Genomic DNA, 19526 nt, shown 5'->3' with positions numbered 1-19526 from the left:
TTTTGTCAAAAAATCATTATATTGAGATAAATTTTAGGTTGTTAACCAAGATGTTTTATGAACAAAAAAGTAGAGTTACCTATAAATACACCAAAAGAAGCAACTCCTACCAATCCTGATTGGGGGTGGTGACTCAAGATGATTTTGTTGACTTTAGGTTTTCTTGGGTTGGCTTTTTGAAGTTTTTATGCTTTTTCATATCTTATAGTAAAAAATATTTCTTTGGAGCAGGAAAAAGAAATTTTTGGTGATTTTATGATGATGCAATGAGAATATCAGGAGTTTGATAAATCAATCGTAAATTGATATTTAGATGATTTTGAGTATGATTTGTATCTTTGGGAAGCAGATCAAGCAAATGCTTTTGCCACTTTGGGTGCAAATATTGCAGTTAGCAGATGACTTTTAGAAGAAGTGGAATATCTGGAAGAGTTGCTTTTTGTGATAGGTCATGAAAAATGACATGTAGTAAATCAGGATCCTTTGAGAATGTTTACTACCCAGTTTCCTTTTATGATGGCTTTGAGGTATTTTGGCTATGATATAGGTGTAGATCTGACAAGAATTGGAAATTTGATGTGAAATTTTGTAACCAAAGAAATGGAAATCCAAGCAGACAACAAAGGTATTGAATTTGTCAAAGACAAAGGACTTGATCCTGCCTGTGCTTTAGGCTTTTTTGATGAAGAGTCTTGATATTATCAGAAAATGCAAGAGTTTTTCTCTACTCATCCTATGACATCTACTAGGATAGAAAATATCAAAAAACAAATATGAATAGAAGAATTTGACTTTCAAGACTGTAAAGATTTCCCATACTAAACATATTAAAAACAATATGTCAACAATAATTTATAATTAGTGTAATATTTGAAAAAAATATATTATCTATTGATTTTTTTGTTAAAATAATTATCAACAGTATGCATCCCATAGGTTGGGTTGATTTCCATTAGGAGGTGAATTATGAAACTCAAAACGTTCATTCTTGCGGTGCTCTTCTTCTTCGTTTCCAGCTCTTTGTGGGCGTACGAAGGAGAAACTCCTGACTCGATGCCTGCTGATATGGAAGCAGATATCGAAGTCATGTCCCTGACTCCTCAGGCCAATTACAAGGCCTGGGTCGTCGGTGAGGCCACTTCCGAGCAGGAGGTGGTGGAGAAGGTTAACAATCTGGTTGAGCAGATCAATGACATCTCTCCCAAGCTTGCCGAGACTCTCCAGAGTGCTGATCGACTGCTCAGTCGGCCCGATGGTCCCTCTTTCGGGGAGCTTCAAGAAGCCCTCGGAAAGATGGAAGCTCAGCTTGCTGATTTCAATCAATCGGCCAGCATGAGCGATGAGGCCAGGGAGAAGCTTCGGGAAATTCGGCAAGAGATGGGCTCTCTGGAAGACCGAATGAATGCTTCCGTGGCTCGCTTGGAGGGCTACAGCTTCGGTCTTCAGGCTGCTACTTCCTCCATTCAGCTCGATGGTGAGGGCAAGGGAAGCTTCGATGTCGAGTTTACGAACGGTCAAGAAGTCGAAGCCTGCTATGCGGTGGGCAAGAACCTCAAGGCCACTCCTACGGTGAGAGACTTTGAGGTCTTCGCCGTTGCTCCGATGCCCAGCTACGAGGGCAATGACATGGTCCTTTATGGCTATGGTGTCGGAGTGGAAGGGGACTCCATGGTGGATGTCAAGTGGTACCCGCATCCTTACACCGAGCGGGCTGCTGAGTGGCATGCAACCTACAACCACAACATTCCGAAGGATCGTCGCGATTTCGTGATGGATTGCGATCCTGAGGACGACTAATGCAGCTGAGCTGCTGTAATCAAACCCGCGGGGTATCCTCGCGGGTTTTCTTATTGATTTTTTACTTAATTTTTTTTATAATTAAGATTATTTATTAATTAATAATTGCTTTTGAGGCTTCAAAAATTGTCTTTTAATGATTTTTTGGGAAAGTTTTCTATATCAGTGTGAGAGGCTTTTGAGGAGTATGTTGTATGGTGAAGTATAGAAAAAGTTTATCAGCATAACTGAACTGCTGATAGAAAAAACTACTTGAGTAGTATTTATCAAAATTATAAAAACTTATTGTGAATAGAATTTTTTGATGAAATCTTATTTTTTGTGTGACAGAAAAACTGACAAAGGATAAAAATTTCAGACATATCTTCTTATTTATCTGTTGATTGATCTTATGTGCAGGAAGTATTGGATATTATGCAGAATTATTGATTGTTGATAATACTGAAACCTTATTGATTTGAGTGAGATATGAAAATTTATTTTTTGGATAATTGAATTTTGAATTTTAGTATAAATAATTTCTTGTGACTTGAGTATAGGCATGATGATTGATTTTTATTTGAATGATTTGTGATTTCACAGTTTGTAATGCAGTGAGTAAAGCCTGAAAATATGTACTACTGGCATGATGAGTACAATAAAGAAATAGATCTGGTTGTAGATGATAAAAATTTTATGTGAGCGTTTGAAATCAAGCTCAAGAAAAAGCTAGAAAAAAAAGATATATCAACTATCAAAAATTTTTCCCAACAAAAAAACTGCCAAAAGGCAGTAATAAGACCATTTGACAGTTGATTTTTTGAATGAGTGAGGCTTTTGTCGTCAACTTCTAAACAATATATTTTGCAATAGTATCTGCAACAGTTTTGTCTAAAGGAGATGGTACTATATAGTCTGGATTTGGATTTTCAATATGGTTGGCAAGTCAAGTAGCAGCATTTATTTTCATTTGGTCTGTAATATCATTTACTCTGTTTGCCAGTGCTCACTTGAAAACTCCTGGAAATACAAGCACATTGTTCAGCTGATTTGGGTAGTCTGATCTTCAGGTAGCAATAATTTTTGCGCCTGCTTGTTTGGCATCTTGTGGCATGATTTCTGGGATAGGGTTTGCCATAGCAAATATCATAGGATCAGGGTTCATGGATTTTATATCTTCTTTGTCTATAGCATTTCACACACTTACTCCTACAAATACATCTCTTCATACCATTGCATCTTTTAGGCTTCAGTGTATGTCTTCTTTATTTGTCATTTTCAATATGTTTTGTTTTTCTTCGTTTAGATCTTGTCTTTGGGATGATATGATTCATTTACTATCACATACTATTATGTCTTTTACTCAGTATAGATTCAAAAGTTTTACTATAGCAACTCATGCAGCTCAAAGTCAGTTGATCACCACTTTTATATCTTCTTTATTTTTTCATGTAATTTTTAGTCAGTTTATCAAACCTGCCAAAGTTACAATAGCTGTTCAGTGTTGGTCATCGTGAAATACTGGTATATCAAGTTCTTTCTTGAGTCTTTCTTCGATATAAAAACATCTTGGTGCTGCGATATCTTCTAGGTTTATCCCTCCAAAACCTCATGCAATATTTTTAACTGTTTGAATAAACTCTTCATCGTCTTGGGTGTCTACAATAATAGGAAATGAGTTTACTCAGCCAAACTCTTTAAATAAAATACTTTTTCATTCCATTACTGGCATGCTGGCTTTTGATCAGATGTTTCAAAGTCACAAAACTGCACTACCATCACTAATTACTGCAACAGTATTTTGTTTTATAGTATAATCATACATTTTTTCTGGATCTTGTGCTATTTCTTTGCATGGTTGTGCTACACCAGGACTGTATGCAGTACTAAGATCATCTTGATTTTCAAGTTGTACTTTTGATTTGGTTTCTATCTTTCATTGTGCTTTTGCATGCATTTTTAGGCTTTCTTCAAAATAGTTCATTTGTTTTCATTTATTATCTAAATAGTTGTGATTTTAATAGTAAATTGTTTTATCTAATTTTAAAGTGATATAATTTGTCTGATAAACAGTTTGTAGAATTGTTTTTGTAAAATAAAAAATTTAAATGATTTTTCTATTGAAAAAAATAACTTATTGATTATACAAAGGCTATATATAGTTAAAAATCAAAAAAAGGACTACTATATATAGTGCTTTATTTTTTAAAGGTTTTTTTATGACATTTTATAAGATAAAAAAAAGGAACTGAGCTATAGAAGATTTTGATAGAAAAAAGATTCATGATGCAATAGTTAATGCTATAAAAGCGGTATGAGGAACTGAGTTTGATAAGGTTGATACGTATGTTTTGGAGGTTTTGGATGCAGTAGAGCAAGAACTTTGATCTTCTATACCAGAAGTTGAAATGATTCAAGATAAAGTAGAGGAGGTATTAATAAAGCACTGACATGATAAAGTAGCAAAAGCATTTATACTATATCGTAATAAAAGAGCAGAAAGTAGAAAAGAAAAAAAAGTTGCTGTAGAAGTAGCTAAAAGTATGGATGAGTATCTCCATCAAAATGATCGAAGAGTGAATGCCAACGCAAACTCAGGTTATAGTCTTGGTTGACTGATACTTAATATATCTTGAAAAGTAACTGCAAATTACTGGTTGTCTCATGTATATCCAGAATATATATGAAATCATCACAGAAATGCAGATATTCATATTCATGATCTTGATATGTTTAGTGGGTATTGTGCAGGTTGGTCTTTGAGGCAGCTTTTGGAAGAGTGATTCAATGGTCTGCCAAATAGGATAGAGTCAGAGCCTCCCAAAAACTTACAATCTGCGGTAAACCAGATGATTAATTTTTTGGGGACTTTGCAAAATGAGCGAGCATGAGCACAAGCTTTTTCATCTTTTGATACATATCTTTCTCCTTTTGTTCACAAATATGAGCAAAAATTAAGAAAGGATATTGATAATTATTGAATTAGCTTTGATTCTGAAGACTCCAAAGAAAAATATATACAAGAAAAAACATATAAGTACGTTCTTCAACAAATGCAAAACTTTATTTTTGGTCTTAATGTCCCTTCTAGGTGGTGAACTCAAACTCCTTTTACAAATATAACTTTGGATTGGAGTTGTCCAGATGATTTAAAAGATAAAGCATTGTATCTTTGATGATATGAGGTATGACCCTATGAAAAAACCTACTGAGAACTAGAAAAAGAAAGAAAAATGATAAATAAAGCATTGGTTGAGGTGTATATCAAAGGAGATAAAAAATGAAATGTGTTTACTTTCCCTATACCAACATTTAATATAGATGAAAACTTTCCTTGGGATGATCCAGAATTAGAATGAGTGTTCGAAATGACAGCAAAATATGGTATTCCTTACTTTCAAAACTTTGTGGGTTCTCAGTATAGATGGGTAGAAGATGAAAACTGAAACTTAAAAAAAGAAAGAAATCCGGATGCATATACTCCAGGAGCGGTAAGAAGTATGTGTTGTAGATTGCAGTTGGATCTAACACAACTAGAAAAAAGATGAAATTGACTTTTTGGTTCTGCTGAGATGACTTGATCAATATGAGTGGTTACCTTGAATTTGGCAAGAATAGGGTATAATTACAAATGAAATAAGGAATGATTTTTTCAGCAGATAGAAGCTCTTATGGAAGTAGCCAAAACATCTTTGGAAATTAAAAGAAAGGAATTGAAAAAATGGTTGGATGAGTGACTTTATCCATATACTAAAAGATATCTTCATAGTTTCAATAACCATTTCTCAACTATATGAATAAACTGAATGAATGAGGCGATATTGAACTTTACAGATTGAGAATCAGATATTGCTACCAAATATTGACATGACTTTGCATTAGAGGTTATGGATTTTATGAGAGAAAAGCTTAGGCAGTATCAAGAAGAAACTGGAAATCTATACAATCTTGAAGCAACTCCTGGAGAAGGTACTACTTATAGGTTTGCCAAAGAAGACCAAAAACAACTTCCAGGAATAATACAAGCATGAACAGAAGAGGCACCTTATTATACAAATTCAACTCAGCTTCCTGTGGATTTTACTGATGATGCTTTTGATGCTCTAAACTATCAAAATCAATTGCAATGTAAATATACAGGAGGTACTGTATTGCATCTTTATATGTGAGAAAGGTTGTCTGATGTGCAAGCTTGTAAATCTTTGCTGAAGAAGGTGATAGAAAATTATCAACTACCGTATATTACGATAACTCCAACATTTAGTATATGTCCAAAACATTGATATATATCAGGTGAGTATGATTTTTGTCCTAAATGTGATGCTGAGATATGATATACTGGTAGTGAGTTTGACTACCAATCAAGAGAAATATATACAAGTAATAAGTAAAACTTAAATTAAAGATATTTATATATTAAAATAAACAATAATGAAACAAACAACATTAACTAAAGAACAAACACAACTAACTAACAATGAAGAAACAAATAACCAAGAAGAAGTTCAGCAGGATGTTCAACAAAAAAGAACAAGATGTGAAGTTTATACAAGAGTAATGTGATATTATAGACCTATAAGTCATTTTAATCCTGGTAAAAAGTCTGAAGCATACTCAAGAAGATACTTTAGAGAAAATCAAAGTTTTAATTCAAGATATTATCAAGATTATTAATATGTTTGAAATAGTTCAGTCTTTTGGACTGGACTTTTTTTAATTATAAAAAATAAATATGAACATATCAGGTATAACAAAGACAACTTTGCTTGATTATCCTTGAAAAGTTGCATGTACTGTGTTTACTCCTGGTTGTAATCTAAGATGTAGGTTTTGCCACAATCCTGATTTTGTTGTGCCAGAGAAAATCAAGGAAATAAGTTCTGATTTTATATATGAAGAAAGTTTTCTGGTTTTTCTTGACGAAAGAAAGTTTTTTCTTGATTGAGTAGTAATTTGTGGATGAGAGCCTACATTGCAACCAGATATATCTGATTTTGCCAAAAAGATAAAAGACAAATGATTTTTGGTCAAGCTTGATACTAATTGAACGAATTTTGAAGTTTTAAAGCACTTGATTGATAATGGTTTGGTTGATTATGTAGCTATGGATATTAAAACCAGTCAAAAAAATCTTGATCAACTTTTGTGAGTACAAAATTTTGACTATAGTTGATATTATAAATCAATTCAGTTTCTTAAGGAAAACAAAGTGGACTATGAGTTTAGAACCACATTAATAAAATGATACCATACACTTGAAACTATTAATGAGTTGGTTTCTGAAATTAATTGAGCAAAAAGATATGTTATCAAGTCTTATACTCCTTGAAAGACATTGGATGAAAAGTTTGACTGAGTAGCTTTCAAAGAAGAGGAGTTGGATGAAATAAAACAGAATATTAAAGATAATTTCCAAGAATGTTATTATGTTTCATAATGGCCTATAATTTGATTTCTTGAAAAGAAAATAATACTTTCTATCTCTTTTAATTTTTCTTGTATATCATCAACATAAGCTCAAATTAGTTTTGCTTTTTCTATTTCCTCTACAATTAAATAATAATACTCAGGTAAAGGTTCTTTTTCTATCCAGTTCAAAGTGACAATAACCTCACTGCGATGGGTAATTTTTGTTAGTCTATCTAGTTCTTCTTCAAATTCTGAGGTGTCAACTCATTTTGATTGAGCTTCTTTTAAGACTTCTTCAAGTTTAATAAGTTTATTGAGCCTGTATTCTTTTTCAAGTTCTGATTTTGCTATTTGAATTTCATTTATATAAACTTCTTTTTGTATCTTTTGGAAACTTGGGAGTAAATCTTCTATATATATTCATCATATTGCTGCTTTTTTAATTAATTTTTTAAGAGGTTTTAGGCTTGGTTTTCTTTTTCTTTCATTTATTTCTTTCAAAACTGTTTTTACTTGTTCGCGAATTACTTGATTTTCCATGCTAATTCTAATTTTTTGAATATTTGAAAAATCTATTCATCTTTTTGTAGCATTAGAAATCTTGTAAGATAGCTTTTTGTATATATTATCCGTAGGGTTTTTTTCAAAATCATATATAATTGTTTCAATTTCATTTTGGAATGCTTGTTCTACTAATGCTGGAAGTTGTTCCTCGTATTTTTGTACATCTAATCATATTGTTTTTGCTATTCTTAGCCATTTTTCAAATTCATATAGTTCTAATTCTCTTAGTTTGTTTTGTAATTTTTGATAAGATATATCTAATTCATTTTTAATAACACTATCTTCCATTTCTATCCTCTGAGTTTGTATTTGAGGTATAGTTAATCCTAGAGACAATGCTTCAGAAATTCTGTCAGAAAGTTGCTGGTATGCATAAGCTCTCTTAGTGTACATTGTTTCTTTGGAAAGTTCATCTATATCTTTGATAATAAGGTCTTTTTGTATATTTTCTATTTCATCCTCTATGTTGGGCAAATACACTCATTGTTGTTTTGCATAAATAAAATGCATTAAAAATTCTCTAAATGTTTCAAAGTTGAAATTTTGTAGCATTTCCTGGCTTTTTTCTATTAGTTGATTTATAGTATTTGTAGGAATGTTTGGAATTTTGTTTACGTTTTTTAAGGATGATATAATATTTTTTATGTCTCAAGTAAGATTTTGTTCTTCCATTTGATTTTGGTGATTTATGTGTTGTGAGTGATTTATTTGATTCATTTTTATAATTAATTCTAAACTCATGTTTTATACATAAAAAAAACAGTTTGTCAACTTTTTTGTAATAAAAAAAGACAGAGCTTTTCCGGCTCTATCTTTTGATTTTGTTGTTTTTGAATTATTCACTTGGAGTAATTCTTAACAATGGAGCATCACTGTCATCTACTAATACATATATATATCAGTTAGTCAAATTTTCTCATACATCACGAATACGATCTCATCTGTCAGCTAATAGTGGTTCAGACTCTGATACATTTTCTCCATCTACCTCAAAATGTCAAAGATAAGTTCAAGCCAAGTTTCACAAAAACAAGTCTCATTGCCATTGAGGGAAAGTATCAGTACTTATAAAAGTCATACCAGCAGGTGGGAATCATCCGCTACCACATTCCCAATAATATATAGGATTTACTGTATCAGGATTATCTTCTGGATAAGTTCATATTTCTGTTCACATTCAGTAAGTACATCCATAAGTTGCTAGCGGCCAACCATAGTTTCATCATTCATGGATAATATTTATCTCATCTCAGTCTTGTTCACCATGTTCACTTTGCCAAATATCTCAAGTTTCAGGATGAATTGTCATTCATTGAGAATTACGATGTCCATAAGAGTATATCTCATCCAAAATATCATCATCTCAAACAAAAGGGTTGTCTTGTGGTATGGATCAATCTTGGCTCAATCTAATTGTTGTACCTAGGTGATTTTGAGTATCTTGTGAATTATGTGTCTCATCAAAAGTTTTGTCCCCACGGTCTCAAATAGTCATATATACATATCAATCATTATCAAAATTAACTCTAGATCAGTAGTGTTGTTGTGAATCTACATGTGGATCAGCCACAAATAGTTCTTCCATATCATACAATTCGTTATCTTCCAAGTTTAGTTGTGCACGAGCCAAGTATGTAGAAGTTCATTCATCATTTGCTGCAGAGTAGGTTAGGTATATCCAGTTTTGGTCAGGGAAGTTTGGATGAACTGCTATATCTAGCAATCATCATTGACCTCAGCTATCAACTTCTGGAGTGTTTGCTATATTTGTTGTTTCATATCAATCTATTTGTACATGTACTAAATTTCAGCCTTTCTCTGTTATTAGGATATCTCAATCTGGTAAAAAGTCTATTCACCAAGCCTGATTAAATCAATGAGCCACTTCATCTACTTGATGTTGTACATATTCATCTTCTTCTGATATTACATTTATTACTCCAGTCATTCACTCTTCAGCATGGTTTCATACAGTACAAATAAATTCATATTCTCCGGCTTCTTCAAAAGTAACAACTACACTGTCAGTTTCTCACTCTTCTAGCATCCCAGTTCATTCATCCAATTCTGGAATATAGAAATCATGAGTTCCTCCAGTATTAGTAAATTCAAACTCAACAGTATCTCATTCTTCAATTTCTATTTCATCTGGTTCAAAAGTTCTATCATATCACTCAATTTCAAGGACTCTGTGGTCTGCTTCTTCGTAATCTACATCATCACTAGCTCTTGAAAGTATCAAAGCAGCCTCATATCTTGATATGTTTCTGTCTTGTTCCCAAGCATTAGTTTCTTGAGTAAGTTCTAGTTCCATAGCTTTTTGGAAATAATTTTCCCACCAAGGATCTACATTTTGATCTTGTTCTCATTCTAGCATTCTAACTGCTACTGTAAAAAATTCTGCTCTTGTGATATTATTTTTTGCCATAAAGTTTCCATCAGATCAACTCATAAGATCCATTTGATAAGCCAAATTAATTGATTCAGCCAAAGTTTCATCAAATTGATCGCTATCTTGGTATTCTGGCATATCTCATTCAGCTTCCATTCATTTCACTTGCATAGCAAAGTTTACAAAAAAGTGCGCTGCTTGTTCTCTGGTAAGTTCATTCTCTGGCATAAAGCCACTAGGAGTGTAGTATTGGGTGAGATTATTTTCATGCATCCAGTCTAAAGCCTCTATAAACTCTTGGTCGTTTTCATATGCATTTGCGAAATTAAATATTGTTATAAGTGATAATATGCTAATTAGTATTTTTTTCATGATTGTTTTTTATTGTATAAATATGCTACAACTAAATTTGTAATCTGATATGTCTAATAAATAATAGTTTTTGTTAGGTTGGGTGTAAGTGTTGTGTTTTGTATAACATAATTAATACCAAACCAAAAAATATTGATATTTGTTTTTTTGTAATTATTATAAGCTTTACATAAAGCCAACTAAATTAATGAGGTGACCTTATGTCATTTTGGGAGTTTTTGTTTTATGCTTGTGTTCTTCCTTTTGTTGGAGGATTTATTTTTGCCAAGATGCTTAAAAAATTGTTTTATCCTCCACCGAAAGAACCTCCAAGAGAAGTAAGAAGCGATGGTTTGTGGTTTGAAAAAGATGGTGTGGGTACCCCAAGAACCAAGAGGTGAGGTTTTGGGTTGAGAGAAGGAAAGATATAAATACCTATATAATTAACCTACAAAAAAGTTTTGAGTCCTTGGGGAGAATATCCTCCAAGGGCTTTTTTAGTTGGAGAAAATTAAAAACCTATTGAAAAAACCACTTAAATAATTAAAAAAATTTTGAGATTTTTGTCAATTGAGTTTATGTTTTAAATTTAAAATAATGGTAAGCAAGCTAGAAAAAGGGTTAGATAATAACACCCTGGAATTGAAAGATAATTTTTGTAAAACTATGGATGATTTGATAAATTCAAATGATTTCAAAAGGGTTTTTGAGATGGTTGTTAGAAAGTCAGAATATTATAATATTGGATATTTCTCTAATATTTTGGAAAAAATAAGAAATAATGAAAATTTGGAGAGATTAGAAAAGGCTGATTTTTTAGAATTATTAGAAAACGAAGAAATAAAACATATAGCTACCCAAATCACCTCAAGATTGAAAGCTACAAATATGACAATGCAAGAGGTTAGACATTTTTTGGAAGATTATCCAGCAGATAAAATCATAAATAGTCTAAAATATAAAGCAAAAAGGGAAGTAGTAGATATACTTTGATGAAAAGTAATTGAAAAAACTCATTATCACTCAAGATTTTCGCTAGAAGAATATAGAATGTTAGTAGACTGAGAGTATAGATATTGTTTGAAAAAACAGTGAGAACAACCAAGAGAAGAAGATTTTATTTTTTTCTCAATTACTATGTTAAGAGAAGTAAATTGACAAATTTATTATCTTGTGACAATTTGCCCAAAAGAGTGATATATTAAATTGTGAGAAGAAGATAAATTTAGGGAAAAAATAGTTTTTGATTATGCTTGACCAATAGAAGAAATAAATGGAGAATGTTATTACAAGGCAAGAATTTGAGACAAAGAATGATATATAAAACTATGAGAAGAAGAAAAGTGTATGAATAATATTATCTTTGATCATGTAGGCTTGTTGGAAAATAAAAATTGAGAGTATTATTATCATGCAAGAATATGAAATAAAAATTTTTATATTAAATTATGAGAAGAGGAAAAGTTTGATTGAACAAATTATTTTTTGTCAGTTTTTTATAGAACTCAAGCTAGATGGAGGATGCTAATGTGAAGAAGTGAAATATTATAAAAAATACTTGATATGTGATATGTTTAGACTTATCAATTGGTTTTCATACTTAGTTAGGTGTTGATGTCTTAAATATTGAAGAAGCTATTGAAAAGTCTATAGAAAGGTATTTATATTCAGGCAAACTATCTTATTTTAGATTTGAGCTATGAACACAATGGATAAATTATTTAGATGAGTTGATAATTCTTTATGATTATTGGTTTTTTCAAATATTTTGACAATTTTTTTTGCAGTCACTCAAAACTGGGATTTACTAACTGTGATGTGGATTTATTGGTTTCAAAGTGTGATTATTGGTTTTTTCAATTTTTTGAGAATAATTAAATTGAAGGAGTCTTGTATTGAGGAATCTAAAAAATCCAATGGTAAGCACCCAATACCAATAAAAGTTAGAAAGTATATTATAGCATTTTTCTTCTTGTTTCATTTTGGAGGTTTTCATTTTGTGTATATGATTTTTTTAATAATTTTTCAGATGGAAGCTTCTGATACTGATTCTTCCTGAGCAACCTATTTTCTATTAGCTATTTTGTCTTTTTTAATAGCACATATTTTTAGTCATTTTAATAATAGAAAAATAGATGAAAGTAAGAAACAAAACCTTGGTTTATTGATGTATTATCCTTATGCTAGAATAATTCCAATGCATTTTATGATTATGTTTGGTGTTTTTATAAATGCGTGATTAATTCTTTTTCTGAGTTTAAAAACCATTGCAGATGTGATAATGCATATTAAAGATGAAAAATTATCAAGTAAATAATTTTTTTGAAAGAAAAACTCAAATATATGGCAAAAGAAACTGATAGTATAGGTGTGCTATTATTAAATATAGGAATTTAATATTTGAAACTTAAAACATATTCAAAAATTTGAATATTAAATTGCTTCGTGATATGAGGAGAAAATTTTTGAAGTACATTTTAAAGTTTTTCGTAGTAATCTGATTTAAAAATATAGTATGCCGACTTTCTCCAAAAAAATCCAACTTGAAAATATTGGTTTTATATATATACTTTTCTATGATTTTAAACTTAACAAAAATCCTATGAAAAAAAATATTTTATACTTTGCAATTATTGCCATTTTTTTGGCTTTGTGATTTTGATATTATATCTTTGTTATGGAATGAGATTTAAACTATACTGATTCAGGTGATGGTAAATCAGATAAAGATACCCATATAAGTGACAGTAAGAAAATCAATCTAACATCCAATATTGATTTTGAGCTTGATGTGCCAGCAGAAAATTCAAATATAATGATTAATGTTGAAAATTTGGGTGTTTTATCACAAAATAATGCATTACAACAAAGAGTTTCATTTGATAGCTTGGATATAGAAGTTGTTGAAGATTGAGATGAAGAGACTGTAGAAGGATGAAAATTGGATATTGTTTCAGATGAAGAAAAAGTTTACTACAAAATTCCAGAATTAGATTTTATAAAAGATATTTATGAAGATATAGAATTTGGTGAAGACTATATAAAAGTAGATAACTCGCAAATCCCATTGGAAATGTTGTGAGAATTGTGAAACAACGAACTAGTGCAGTGAATAGTAAGGTGACTTTCTACATCTAACTATGCTGCATATTTCGAAAAACATTGAATTGATCAAGAAATCTGAGAAATAGTTTTTAATAAATGATTTTATGATTTGCTTTTTGAAGAGGTAGATACTCAATGAGATAGAAAATATTTAGAATTAGACTCTAACAATTGTAATGTTGCTGTAGATGTTTATAACTCAGCCTCTGAATTTTATCCAGAATTAAGGATGATGCAATTTGATGAACAAATGTGTAACTGAATGGTATCAAATGCTAATGATTTTTTGGCTGGACAGTTGTATGTGTCACATGATTGAGATATAGAAACTATTACATACGAATGAGTTTTCAATTTTGATATATCATATCAGTGATGAGAAATTATGTCTTATAATTTGAGAACTCCTGTTTGATTAAATTCTGACTATGAAGATGATAGTTTATCAATAAGATTTTCATCTCCATTTTTGCAGATGGCAGGCCATGATGTAAACTTTCAAGCCAACTTTGATTTTGAAGACAAAACATCCTGAAATATAAATTTTGGATATGAGTGAGAGCTTTGAAGAGCTATGTTTGATATGCAAATAGAGGATGACAAACTTTTAGAATATACTACTCAATGACAAATTGAAGAAAGAACTGATTTACTAAGATGGCAATGATCTTGAGATGAAACAGAAGGAGATTTTAGATTGATTTTAGAGGAAAGGGGTTCTCCACTTGCCAATTTGAGTTTTGATTATGCTGAAGATATATATGATTTTGATTTATCAATACCTGATGTTAGATTGTCTACAATGATTCAGGGAGATGGTGATATATGGGAATTTGATAGTTCATTTGAAGCTGACGGTGAACTGGAAGCTTCGTTATTATGAGAAATTGAAATTGTTGACAATATGATACAATTTTTTGAATTAGATTTGGATGTTTCTAATTATAGAACTGTTTTCTGAGGATGAGAACTTGTAGAAAATTTCAAGTTTTCTTGATTGTATGAAGGTGATAATATAGATTTCAAATGAGATATATATGAAATTAATTTGGATGAAGAAACAGGTGAGCAAGAAGAGCATCTTCTTGAATGATATATATATTGACCTGTATGAGAAAATAATACAAACTTGGAATTGTCTGCAAAACCAGGTGAAGAAGAACACCAAGATGACTGATATATCAAATGAAATATTTCTCATGAAAACGATCATCTAATAATCTCTTGAGAGTTTAAAGATGCTTGAGAATTTAGAGAAGAGGCTGAAATTCTTTATGTTGATGTTGAATGAGATTTGATGGTATGAGAAAAAATTGATTTGAGTTGATCTTTTTGAAACAAAGAACCACAACAACAAGAAATTGCTAATTTTGATGTAAATTATACTCATATTGATAATCAAATTACATCTTTTGTAGATTTACAATCTATGTGAGAAAAGTTGTTATCAAGTAGCTTGGAGATTGATTATAGTTATGGAGATATGCAGCATGAAATACCACAAAATTATGAAGAATCATCTAATGATTTTGTGTTTCAGTTACCAGATTTAACAGTATATAAATAACAATTGGTAATTATTATGTCTAAATAAAAAAGGTAAATTAATTTTATTAACTAATACAAAAAAATAATGAAAAAAATAACAATTCTTATTATAGCTGTATTCCTTTTTTCATTTTATTCAGTATATTATGTTGAATATTATGGAAATGGGCAGGAAGTTTTTGCATCCGATCAACAAGGAACATTTTGAACAGAAACTGATTGATTTGAAGTTGATGTGGCTTGAGAAGAAGAAGAGGATAGTGCATGATCATTTGGTTCACAAGAGTTTTCTGACGGTGTTGGTGTAGCTTGAGCATGAGAAGAGCAGGATGCAATTGGTAGCTTAGGGGATTATCAAGATTTTATAAATTGGTGACTATGATTAGCATGACTTGGTTCTATGGTGTATGCTTTCTTTGATTTTAGAGATGGAGTAAAGTATCTGTTGTGAGTATGAGTTGCACGATTTGCTAGCTCAATGTTTTTTGCTATATACAATACTCCTGGATTTTAAATGTATTTACAATAATGTTGGAGATAAAAGATATATCATTTTCTCATAAAAATGAGATATTTTTTGAAAACCTAAATATTTCACTCAATCAGTGAGATAGTTTGATAATATGTGGAATATCTTGATCGGGTAAAACTTCATTGTTAAATATAGTATCTAGTCTGAAAAAACCTACAAAATGAGATGTTTGTTGGAAGAATAAAAGCATCTTTAACTTTGGAAATAGGTTTCTTTATTCTTATAGAAATCAGTCTGTAGGAGTAGCTTTCCAAGACTTTAGGCTGATAGATGATTTTTCTGTATTGGAAAATATAAACTTACCTTTTTTGATATGAAAAAACCAAAAAGACCAACACTGGTTTGATTATCTTGTAAAATATTTGGAAATAGAAAAAATCTTGAACAAGAATATCAACTCTATTAGTTGAGGAGAAAAAGAAAGAGTTTCAATTATCAAAAGCTTGGTTCACAAGCCTGAAATTTTGATGTTGGATGAACCAGGGACATATCTAGACAAACAGCTAAAATACAAACTTTATTCTTTAATAAAAGAGTATTCACAAAACAATATTAGTATAATAGTATCACATGATGAGGATATTGTTGATTTTTTTTGAGTAGATAAGTTTTGTGAAAATAAAAATTTAATTTTTTACAAGTAATTTATGTTCGGCAAGTTGGTGTTTTTAAGTTTGACTAAAAATAAATTAAAAAATTGTTTAATAATTTTTACATTTTTTTTGATAATGTTTTTTTCTTTGATATTGTTTGTTTTTGATAAGACTGTAAACAATTTCTTTTTTGAACATACTACTATCAGTGAGATGATAGAAAATCCAAATATGGTAGAAATATTTCCAGAGTGAGATTATTTGGGATGACTTTTGTGAGAGCAATCAGAGTTTGATTCAACCAATATATATGACTTGGAGAAAAAAGATACAATAGACAAGGTGTATTATTTTTATAGTGTAGATATACCCAATAATTTGAGTATGGATCTGATGTGAAATAATTTTAGTACTGATTTTTTGTTGTATTGTGTAACTGATAATTACTTTGAAAATATAGATGATGTAGATTATGTTCCTTTGTGAGTTTCAAAAAGGATTTTGGATCTTTATAATCTAGAACTGGCAAATAGAAGTATGTTTCCAAAACTATCAGAGAACCTTCTAAAAACAATTCAGGTTGATTTGAAGTTTAATTATTCATCAATATTCAATATACAATCAGATTATGTATCATACAAATGAAGAATATCTCAAGTAGATAATTGATTTCCTATGTTGTGAATTAGTATCCCTTGTTCAGATTTGGACAGTATTTTGGAGGAGATTCAAACTTGAAACAAAAAATTTTACAAAGCAATTGTGTTTTTCAAAGACAAAAAGTATATAAATGATTTTGCAAAAAATTATGATGATTACAAAGTATATACCCTGGATTCTCAGTTGGAAGGTATAAATGAAAAAACAGATATTTTGAAAAGAGTATTGGTGTGGATGTTTTTTATGATTTTATTTGTCATATTAAGTTTTATGTTTTTTGTGATAAATTCATTAATAAACGACAACAAAAAAACATTTCAGGTTTTGAGAAGTCATGGAGCCACCAGGTTTAAAATATTTTTATTGATATATTCAAAAATATTTATACTGTTTTTGTTTTCATTTTTGTTGGTTGTAGTGGCATCATTTATATTCAATTTTTATTTGATAAACCTTGTTGAAAATTATATTGTTTGATTGTATAATGTAGGTATTAACATAGCTAATATAAGTATTCAACATTTAGGTGTTTTGTTTGTGATATATGCATTTGTTTTGAGTTTTTTTACAATTTTGGTGGCAAATAGAGAGTATCTAAAAAAATACTTATAATGTTTGGAGTTTTCTGTATAAGAGTTGAGATAGTCACCTAATTCAGAAAAGAGTTATCAAAAAATGAGTCTTTCTATGAGATTGAATATATCTCATAAATTTTGTAAACAAAGGTTGTTGGCTGAGCTACTGTAGCATTATAGTTTTTATGATTTTTTGATAAAATTTATCTTGAAATCAAAAAAATTATATTATATAATATTTGTGCTACCTTTGATGAAGCCGGCTAATTAAAAAAGGTAGTATGTAACTTTGAACCTTATTTATAAGTGTTATCTGAGTCCTTTTGATTATTTAGTCTAAGAGGATATTTCATTTTGTTTGATTCTATTTGAGTATTTTGGGTTGGGAATATGAAAATGTGGATAGCTAAGTCTTAGCTTCCACATTTTTTTATAAAATAAAAAGTTTAGTAAACATAGTAGATATAATTATCTGGGTCAGTTCTAGATTGTAACAAAGTTGAAGAGGGTCACCCCTCCAAAAGATTGTAACAAAGTGACACTCCTCAAATAATTGTGTCTGAAAGATATTGTGTTTAATATCAATATAATTAAAAAATGTGGATAGCTTGACCCAAAGCTTCCACATTTTTATTTATATGCTAACCAATAAGCACAAATGAAATATAATCATAAATTAATAGAAATTCAAGAGCATTTATTGAGAATGGATCCTGATTCAAATCTTAGCGATATTTTAATAGATATTCTAGAAAAAATTATGAAGCTAGAAAGAGAAGAATTCCTTAAAGATTCTAACAAACATAACAAAGGAAATTGATATTATCAAAGGCTTGCTAAATTGTTAAACCGAAAGTTCACTCTCAGTATTCCAAGAGATAGAGATTGATTATTTAAACCTCTTATCATAGAAATTATTAAAAATTATCAAAAAAATTATTATGAAACTATAAAACAACTATATTTGAAAGGTTTTACTCATAATGATATTAGTGATATAATGAATGAAATATACTGAAATTCTCTATCTTCTGGAGCAATATCTAATATCACAAATGGTCTACTAGAAGAATTCAATGCATGGCAAAAAAGAGAATTAGAAGATGAATATGTTGCTATATATATAGATACAATATATTGCAAACTAAGAAGATGAGAAAGCTATGAAAATGAATGATTTACAATTGCTCTGTGATTAAAATATGATGGGACAAGGGAGATTCTTTGAGTATATTCTACACCTAATGAATCTATATATTGCTGGGAAGATGTGTTAGATGATATAAAAAAAAGATGAGTAAAAAGTCCATTATTAATAGTAGCAGATTGAATAAATGGATTTGAAAACATAGTAAACAAGGTGTTTCCAAAAGCAAAGTTTCAAAAGTGTGTAGTTCACAAGAAGAGGAATATTTTGAAAAGAGTAAGAAGCCAAGACAAGCAATATATAGCAGAAGATTTGAAAGAAGTATTTAATGTACATAAAGAAGATACGAAAGAAGAAGCTAAAGAAAGATTGGAAAAATTTATAAGAAAATGGGAGAAAAAATACAAGTTTATAAGATCAACATTTAGGGAAGAAGTAGTAGAATACTATTTAACATATTTAGACTTCCCATTGATCATTAGGAGTATGATATATACTACAAACCGAATAGAAAGATTTAATAATACTATAAGAAAAAAGTTAAAAGTAAGGAGATGACTACCAAATGAAGAAGCAGTATACAAATTAATATTTGCCTGAATAATGGAAATGGAAGAAAAATACTCTTATAAAATATCACAGGTACAAAGAGTTTACAATGAACTATTAAAAATACTTGAAAAAATGTATAATTAGGATTATAAATAAACTAATCAAGCTATCCACATAAAATTATTAGACACAATTTTCTGAGCAGTGCCAACAAAGTTGAAGAGTACCCCCACTCCTAAAGATTGTAACAAAAGGGATGGAGTATTCCATTCTTACGGTTTGTTACCAAAAGGATGGAATAAAGCAATGTTTTGGTAACAAT

At 30.1% G+C, this 19526-nt stretch carries 17 protein-coding genes; 14 read left to right on the top strand and 3 right to left on the bottom strand.

From position 1 onward, the window contains the following. Positions 1 to 57: 57 nt before the first annotated feature. From HLG78_RS01140 to HLG78_RS01130, 3 genes are all read left to right on the top strand, one after another. Positions 58 to 822 carry a M48 family metalloprotease gene (locus HLG78_RS01140; protein WP_231178664.1) on the top strand — a complete coding sequence of 255 codons (765 nt, stop codon included), beginning with the start codon at positions 58 to 60 and terminating at the stop codon, positions 820 to 822. Between the two features lie 144 nt (positions 823 to 966). After that, entirely contained in the window at positions 967 to 1797 is an 831-nt protein-coding gene (locus tag HLG78_RS01135) for a snapin/pallidin family protein (protein WP_231178662.1), read from the top strand. A 111-nt stretch (positions 1798 to 1908) separates the two neighbouring features. After that, a complete protein-coding gene (locus HLG78_RS01130; protein ID WP_231178660.1) occupies positions 1909 to 2649 on the top strand; it encodes a DUF4143 domain-containing protein in 741 nt (246 codons plus the stop codon). On the opposite strand, the gene HLG78_RS01125 is transcribed toward HLG78_RS01130, so the two are convergent. Further along, entirely contained in the window at positions 2627 to 3760 is a 1134-nt protein-coding gene (locus tag HLG78_RS01125) for an NAD(P)-dependent malic enzyme (RefSeq protein ID WP_231178657.1), read from the bottom strand. The genes HLG78_RS01130 and HLG78_RS01125 overlap by 23 nt on opposite strands. 235 nt (positions 3761 to 3995) lie before the next feature. Here HLG78_RS01125 and HLG78_RS01120 point away from each other — a divergent pair, with 235 nt between their 5' ends. Genes HLG78_RS01120 through HLG78_RS01110 form a run of 3 tightly spaced genes read left to right on the top strand, consistent with a single transcriptional unit; the run spans position 3996 to position 7213 of the window. Beyond that, a complete protein-coding gene (locus tag HLG78_RS01120; protein WP_231178655.1) occupies positions 3996 to 6167 on the top strand; it encodes a ribonucleoside triphosphate reductase in 2172 nt (723 codons plus the stop codon). A 40-nt stretch (positions 6168 to 6207) separates the two neighbouring features. Further along, positions 6208 to 6450: an anaerobic ribonucleoside-triphosphate reductase gene (gene nrdD, locus HLG78_RS01115; protein ID WP_231178653.1), complete on the top strand. Its 243-nt coding sequence runs from the start codon at positions 6208 to 6210 to the stop codon at positions 6448 to 6450. Positions 6451 to 6508: 58 nt separating this feature from the next. Further along, positions 6509 to 7213: an anaerobic ribonucleoside-triphosphate reductase activating protein gene (locus HLG78_RS01110; protein ID WP_231178651.1), complete on the top strand. Its 705-nt coding sequence runs from the start codon at positions 6509 to 6511 to the stop codon at positions 7211 to 7213. Here the strand turns inward: HLG78_RS01110 and HLG78_RS01105 are convergent. Then, on the bottom strand, positions 7201 to 8421 hold the full coding sequence (locus HLG78_RS01105; protein WP_231178650.1) for a hypothetical protein: 1221 nt from the start codon (positions 8419 to 8421) through the stop codon (positions 7201 to 7203). The two genes, HLG78_RS01110 and HLG78_RS01105, sit on opposite strands and share 13 nt — an antisense overlap. 163 nt (positions 8422 to 8584) lie before the next feature. Next, positions 8585 to 10513 carry a PQQ-dependent sugar dehydrogenase gene (locus HLG78_RS01100; RefSeq protein WP_231178649.1) on the bottom strand — a complete coding sequence of 643 codons (1929 nt, stop codon included), beginning with the start codon at positions 10511 to 10513 and terminating at the stop codon, positions 8585 to 8587. Between the two features lie 200 nt (positions 10514 to 10713). Between HLG78_RS01100 and HLG78_RS01095 the strand changes: the two genes are divergently transcribed. From HLG78_RS01095 to HLG78_RS01060, 8 genes are all read left to right on the top strand, one after another. Next, the gene (locus tag HLG78_RS01095; RefSeq protein ID WP_231178648.1) at positions 10714 to 10923 is read left to right on the top strand and encodes a hypothetical protein; all 210 of its coding nucleotides are present in this window, start codon (positions 10714 to 10716) and stop codon (positions 10921 to 10923) included. A gap of 166 nt (positions 10924 to 11089) precedes the next feature. Further along, complete coding sequence (locus HLG78_RS01090) at positions 11090 to 12043, top strand: hypothetical protein (RefSeq protein ID WP_231178647.1); 954 nt, start codon at positions 11090 to 11092, stop codon at positions 12041 to 12043. A gap of 157 nt (positions 12044 to 12200) precedes the next feature. Then, positions 12201 to 12809: a DUF6498-containing protein gene (locus HLG78_RS01085; RefSeq protein WP_231178646.1), complete on the top strand. Its 609-nt coding sequence runs from the start codon at positions 12201 to 12203 to the stop codon at positions 12807 to 12809. Between the two features lie 285 nt (positions 12810 to 13094). Beyond that, positions 13095 to 15164: a hypothetical protein gene (locus tag HLG78_RS01080; protein ID WP_231178645.1), complete on the top strand. Its 2070-nt coding sequence runs from the start codon at positions 13095 to 13097 to the stop codon at positions 15162 to 15164. Between the two features lie 66 nt (positions 15165 to 15230). Then, complete coding sequence (locus tag HLG78_RS01075) at positions 15231 to 15659, top strand: hypothetical protein (RefSeq protein ID WP_231178644.1); 429 nt, start codon at positions 15231 to 15233, stop codon at positions 15657 to 15659. Between the two features lie 14 nt (positions 15660 to 15673). Next, entirely contained in the window at positions 15674 to 16321 is a 648-nt protein-coding gene (locus HLG78_RS01070; RefSeq protein ID WP_231178640.1) for an ATP-binding cassette domain-containing protein, read from the top strand. An 84-nt stretch (positions 16322 to 16405) separates the two neighbouring features. Then, a complete protein-coding gene (locus HLG78_RS01065) occupies positions 16406 to 17542 on the top strand; it encodes an FtsX-like permease family protein (protein ID WP_231178629.1) in 1137 nt (378 codons plus the stop codon). A gap of 621 nt (positions 17543 to 18163) precedes the next feature. Further along, on the top strand, positions 18164 to 19348 hold the full coding sequence (locus HLG78_RS01060) for an IS256 family transposase (protein WP_231178626.1): 1185 nt from the start codon (positions 18164 to 18166) through the stop codon (positions 19346 to 19348). Positions 19349 to 19526 lie beyond the last annotated feature (178 nt).

The sequence above is a fragment of the Candidatus Absconditicoccus praedator genome, assembly GCF_021057185.1.
In the GTDB taxonomy this organism is placed as follows: domain Bacteria; phylum Patescibacteriota; class Gracilibacteria; order Absconditabacterales; family Absconditicoccaceae; genus Absconditicoccus; species Absconditicoccus praedator.
Note: the sequence above shows the minus strand (reverse complement) of the source record. Positions and strands in the feature narration are given on the sequence as shown.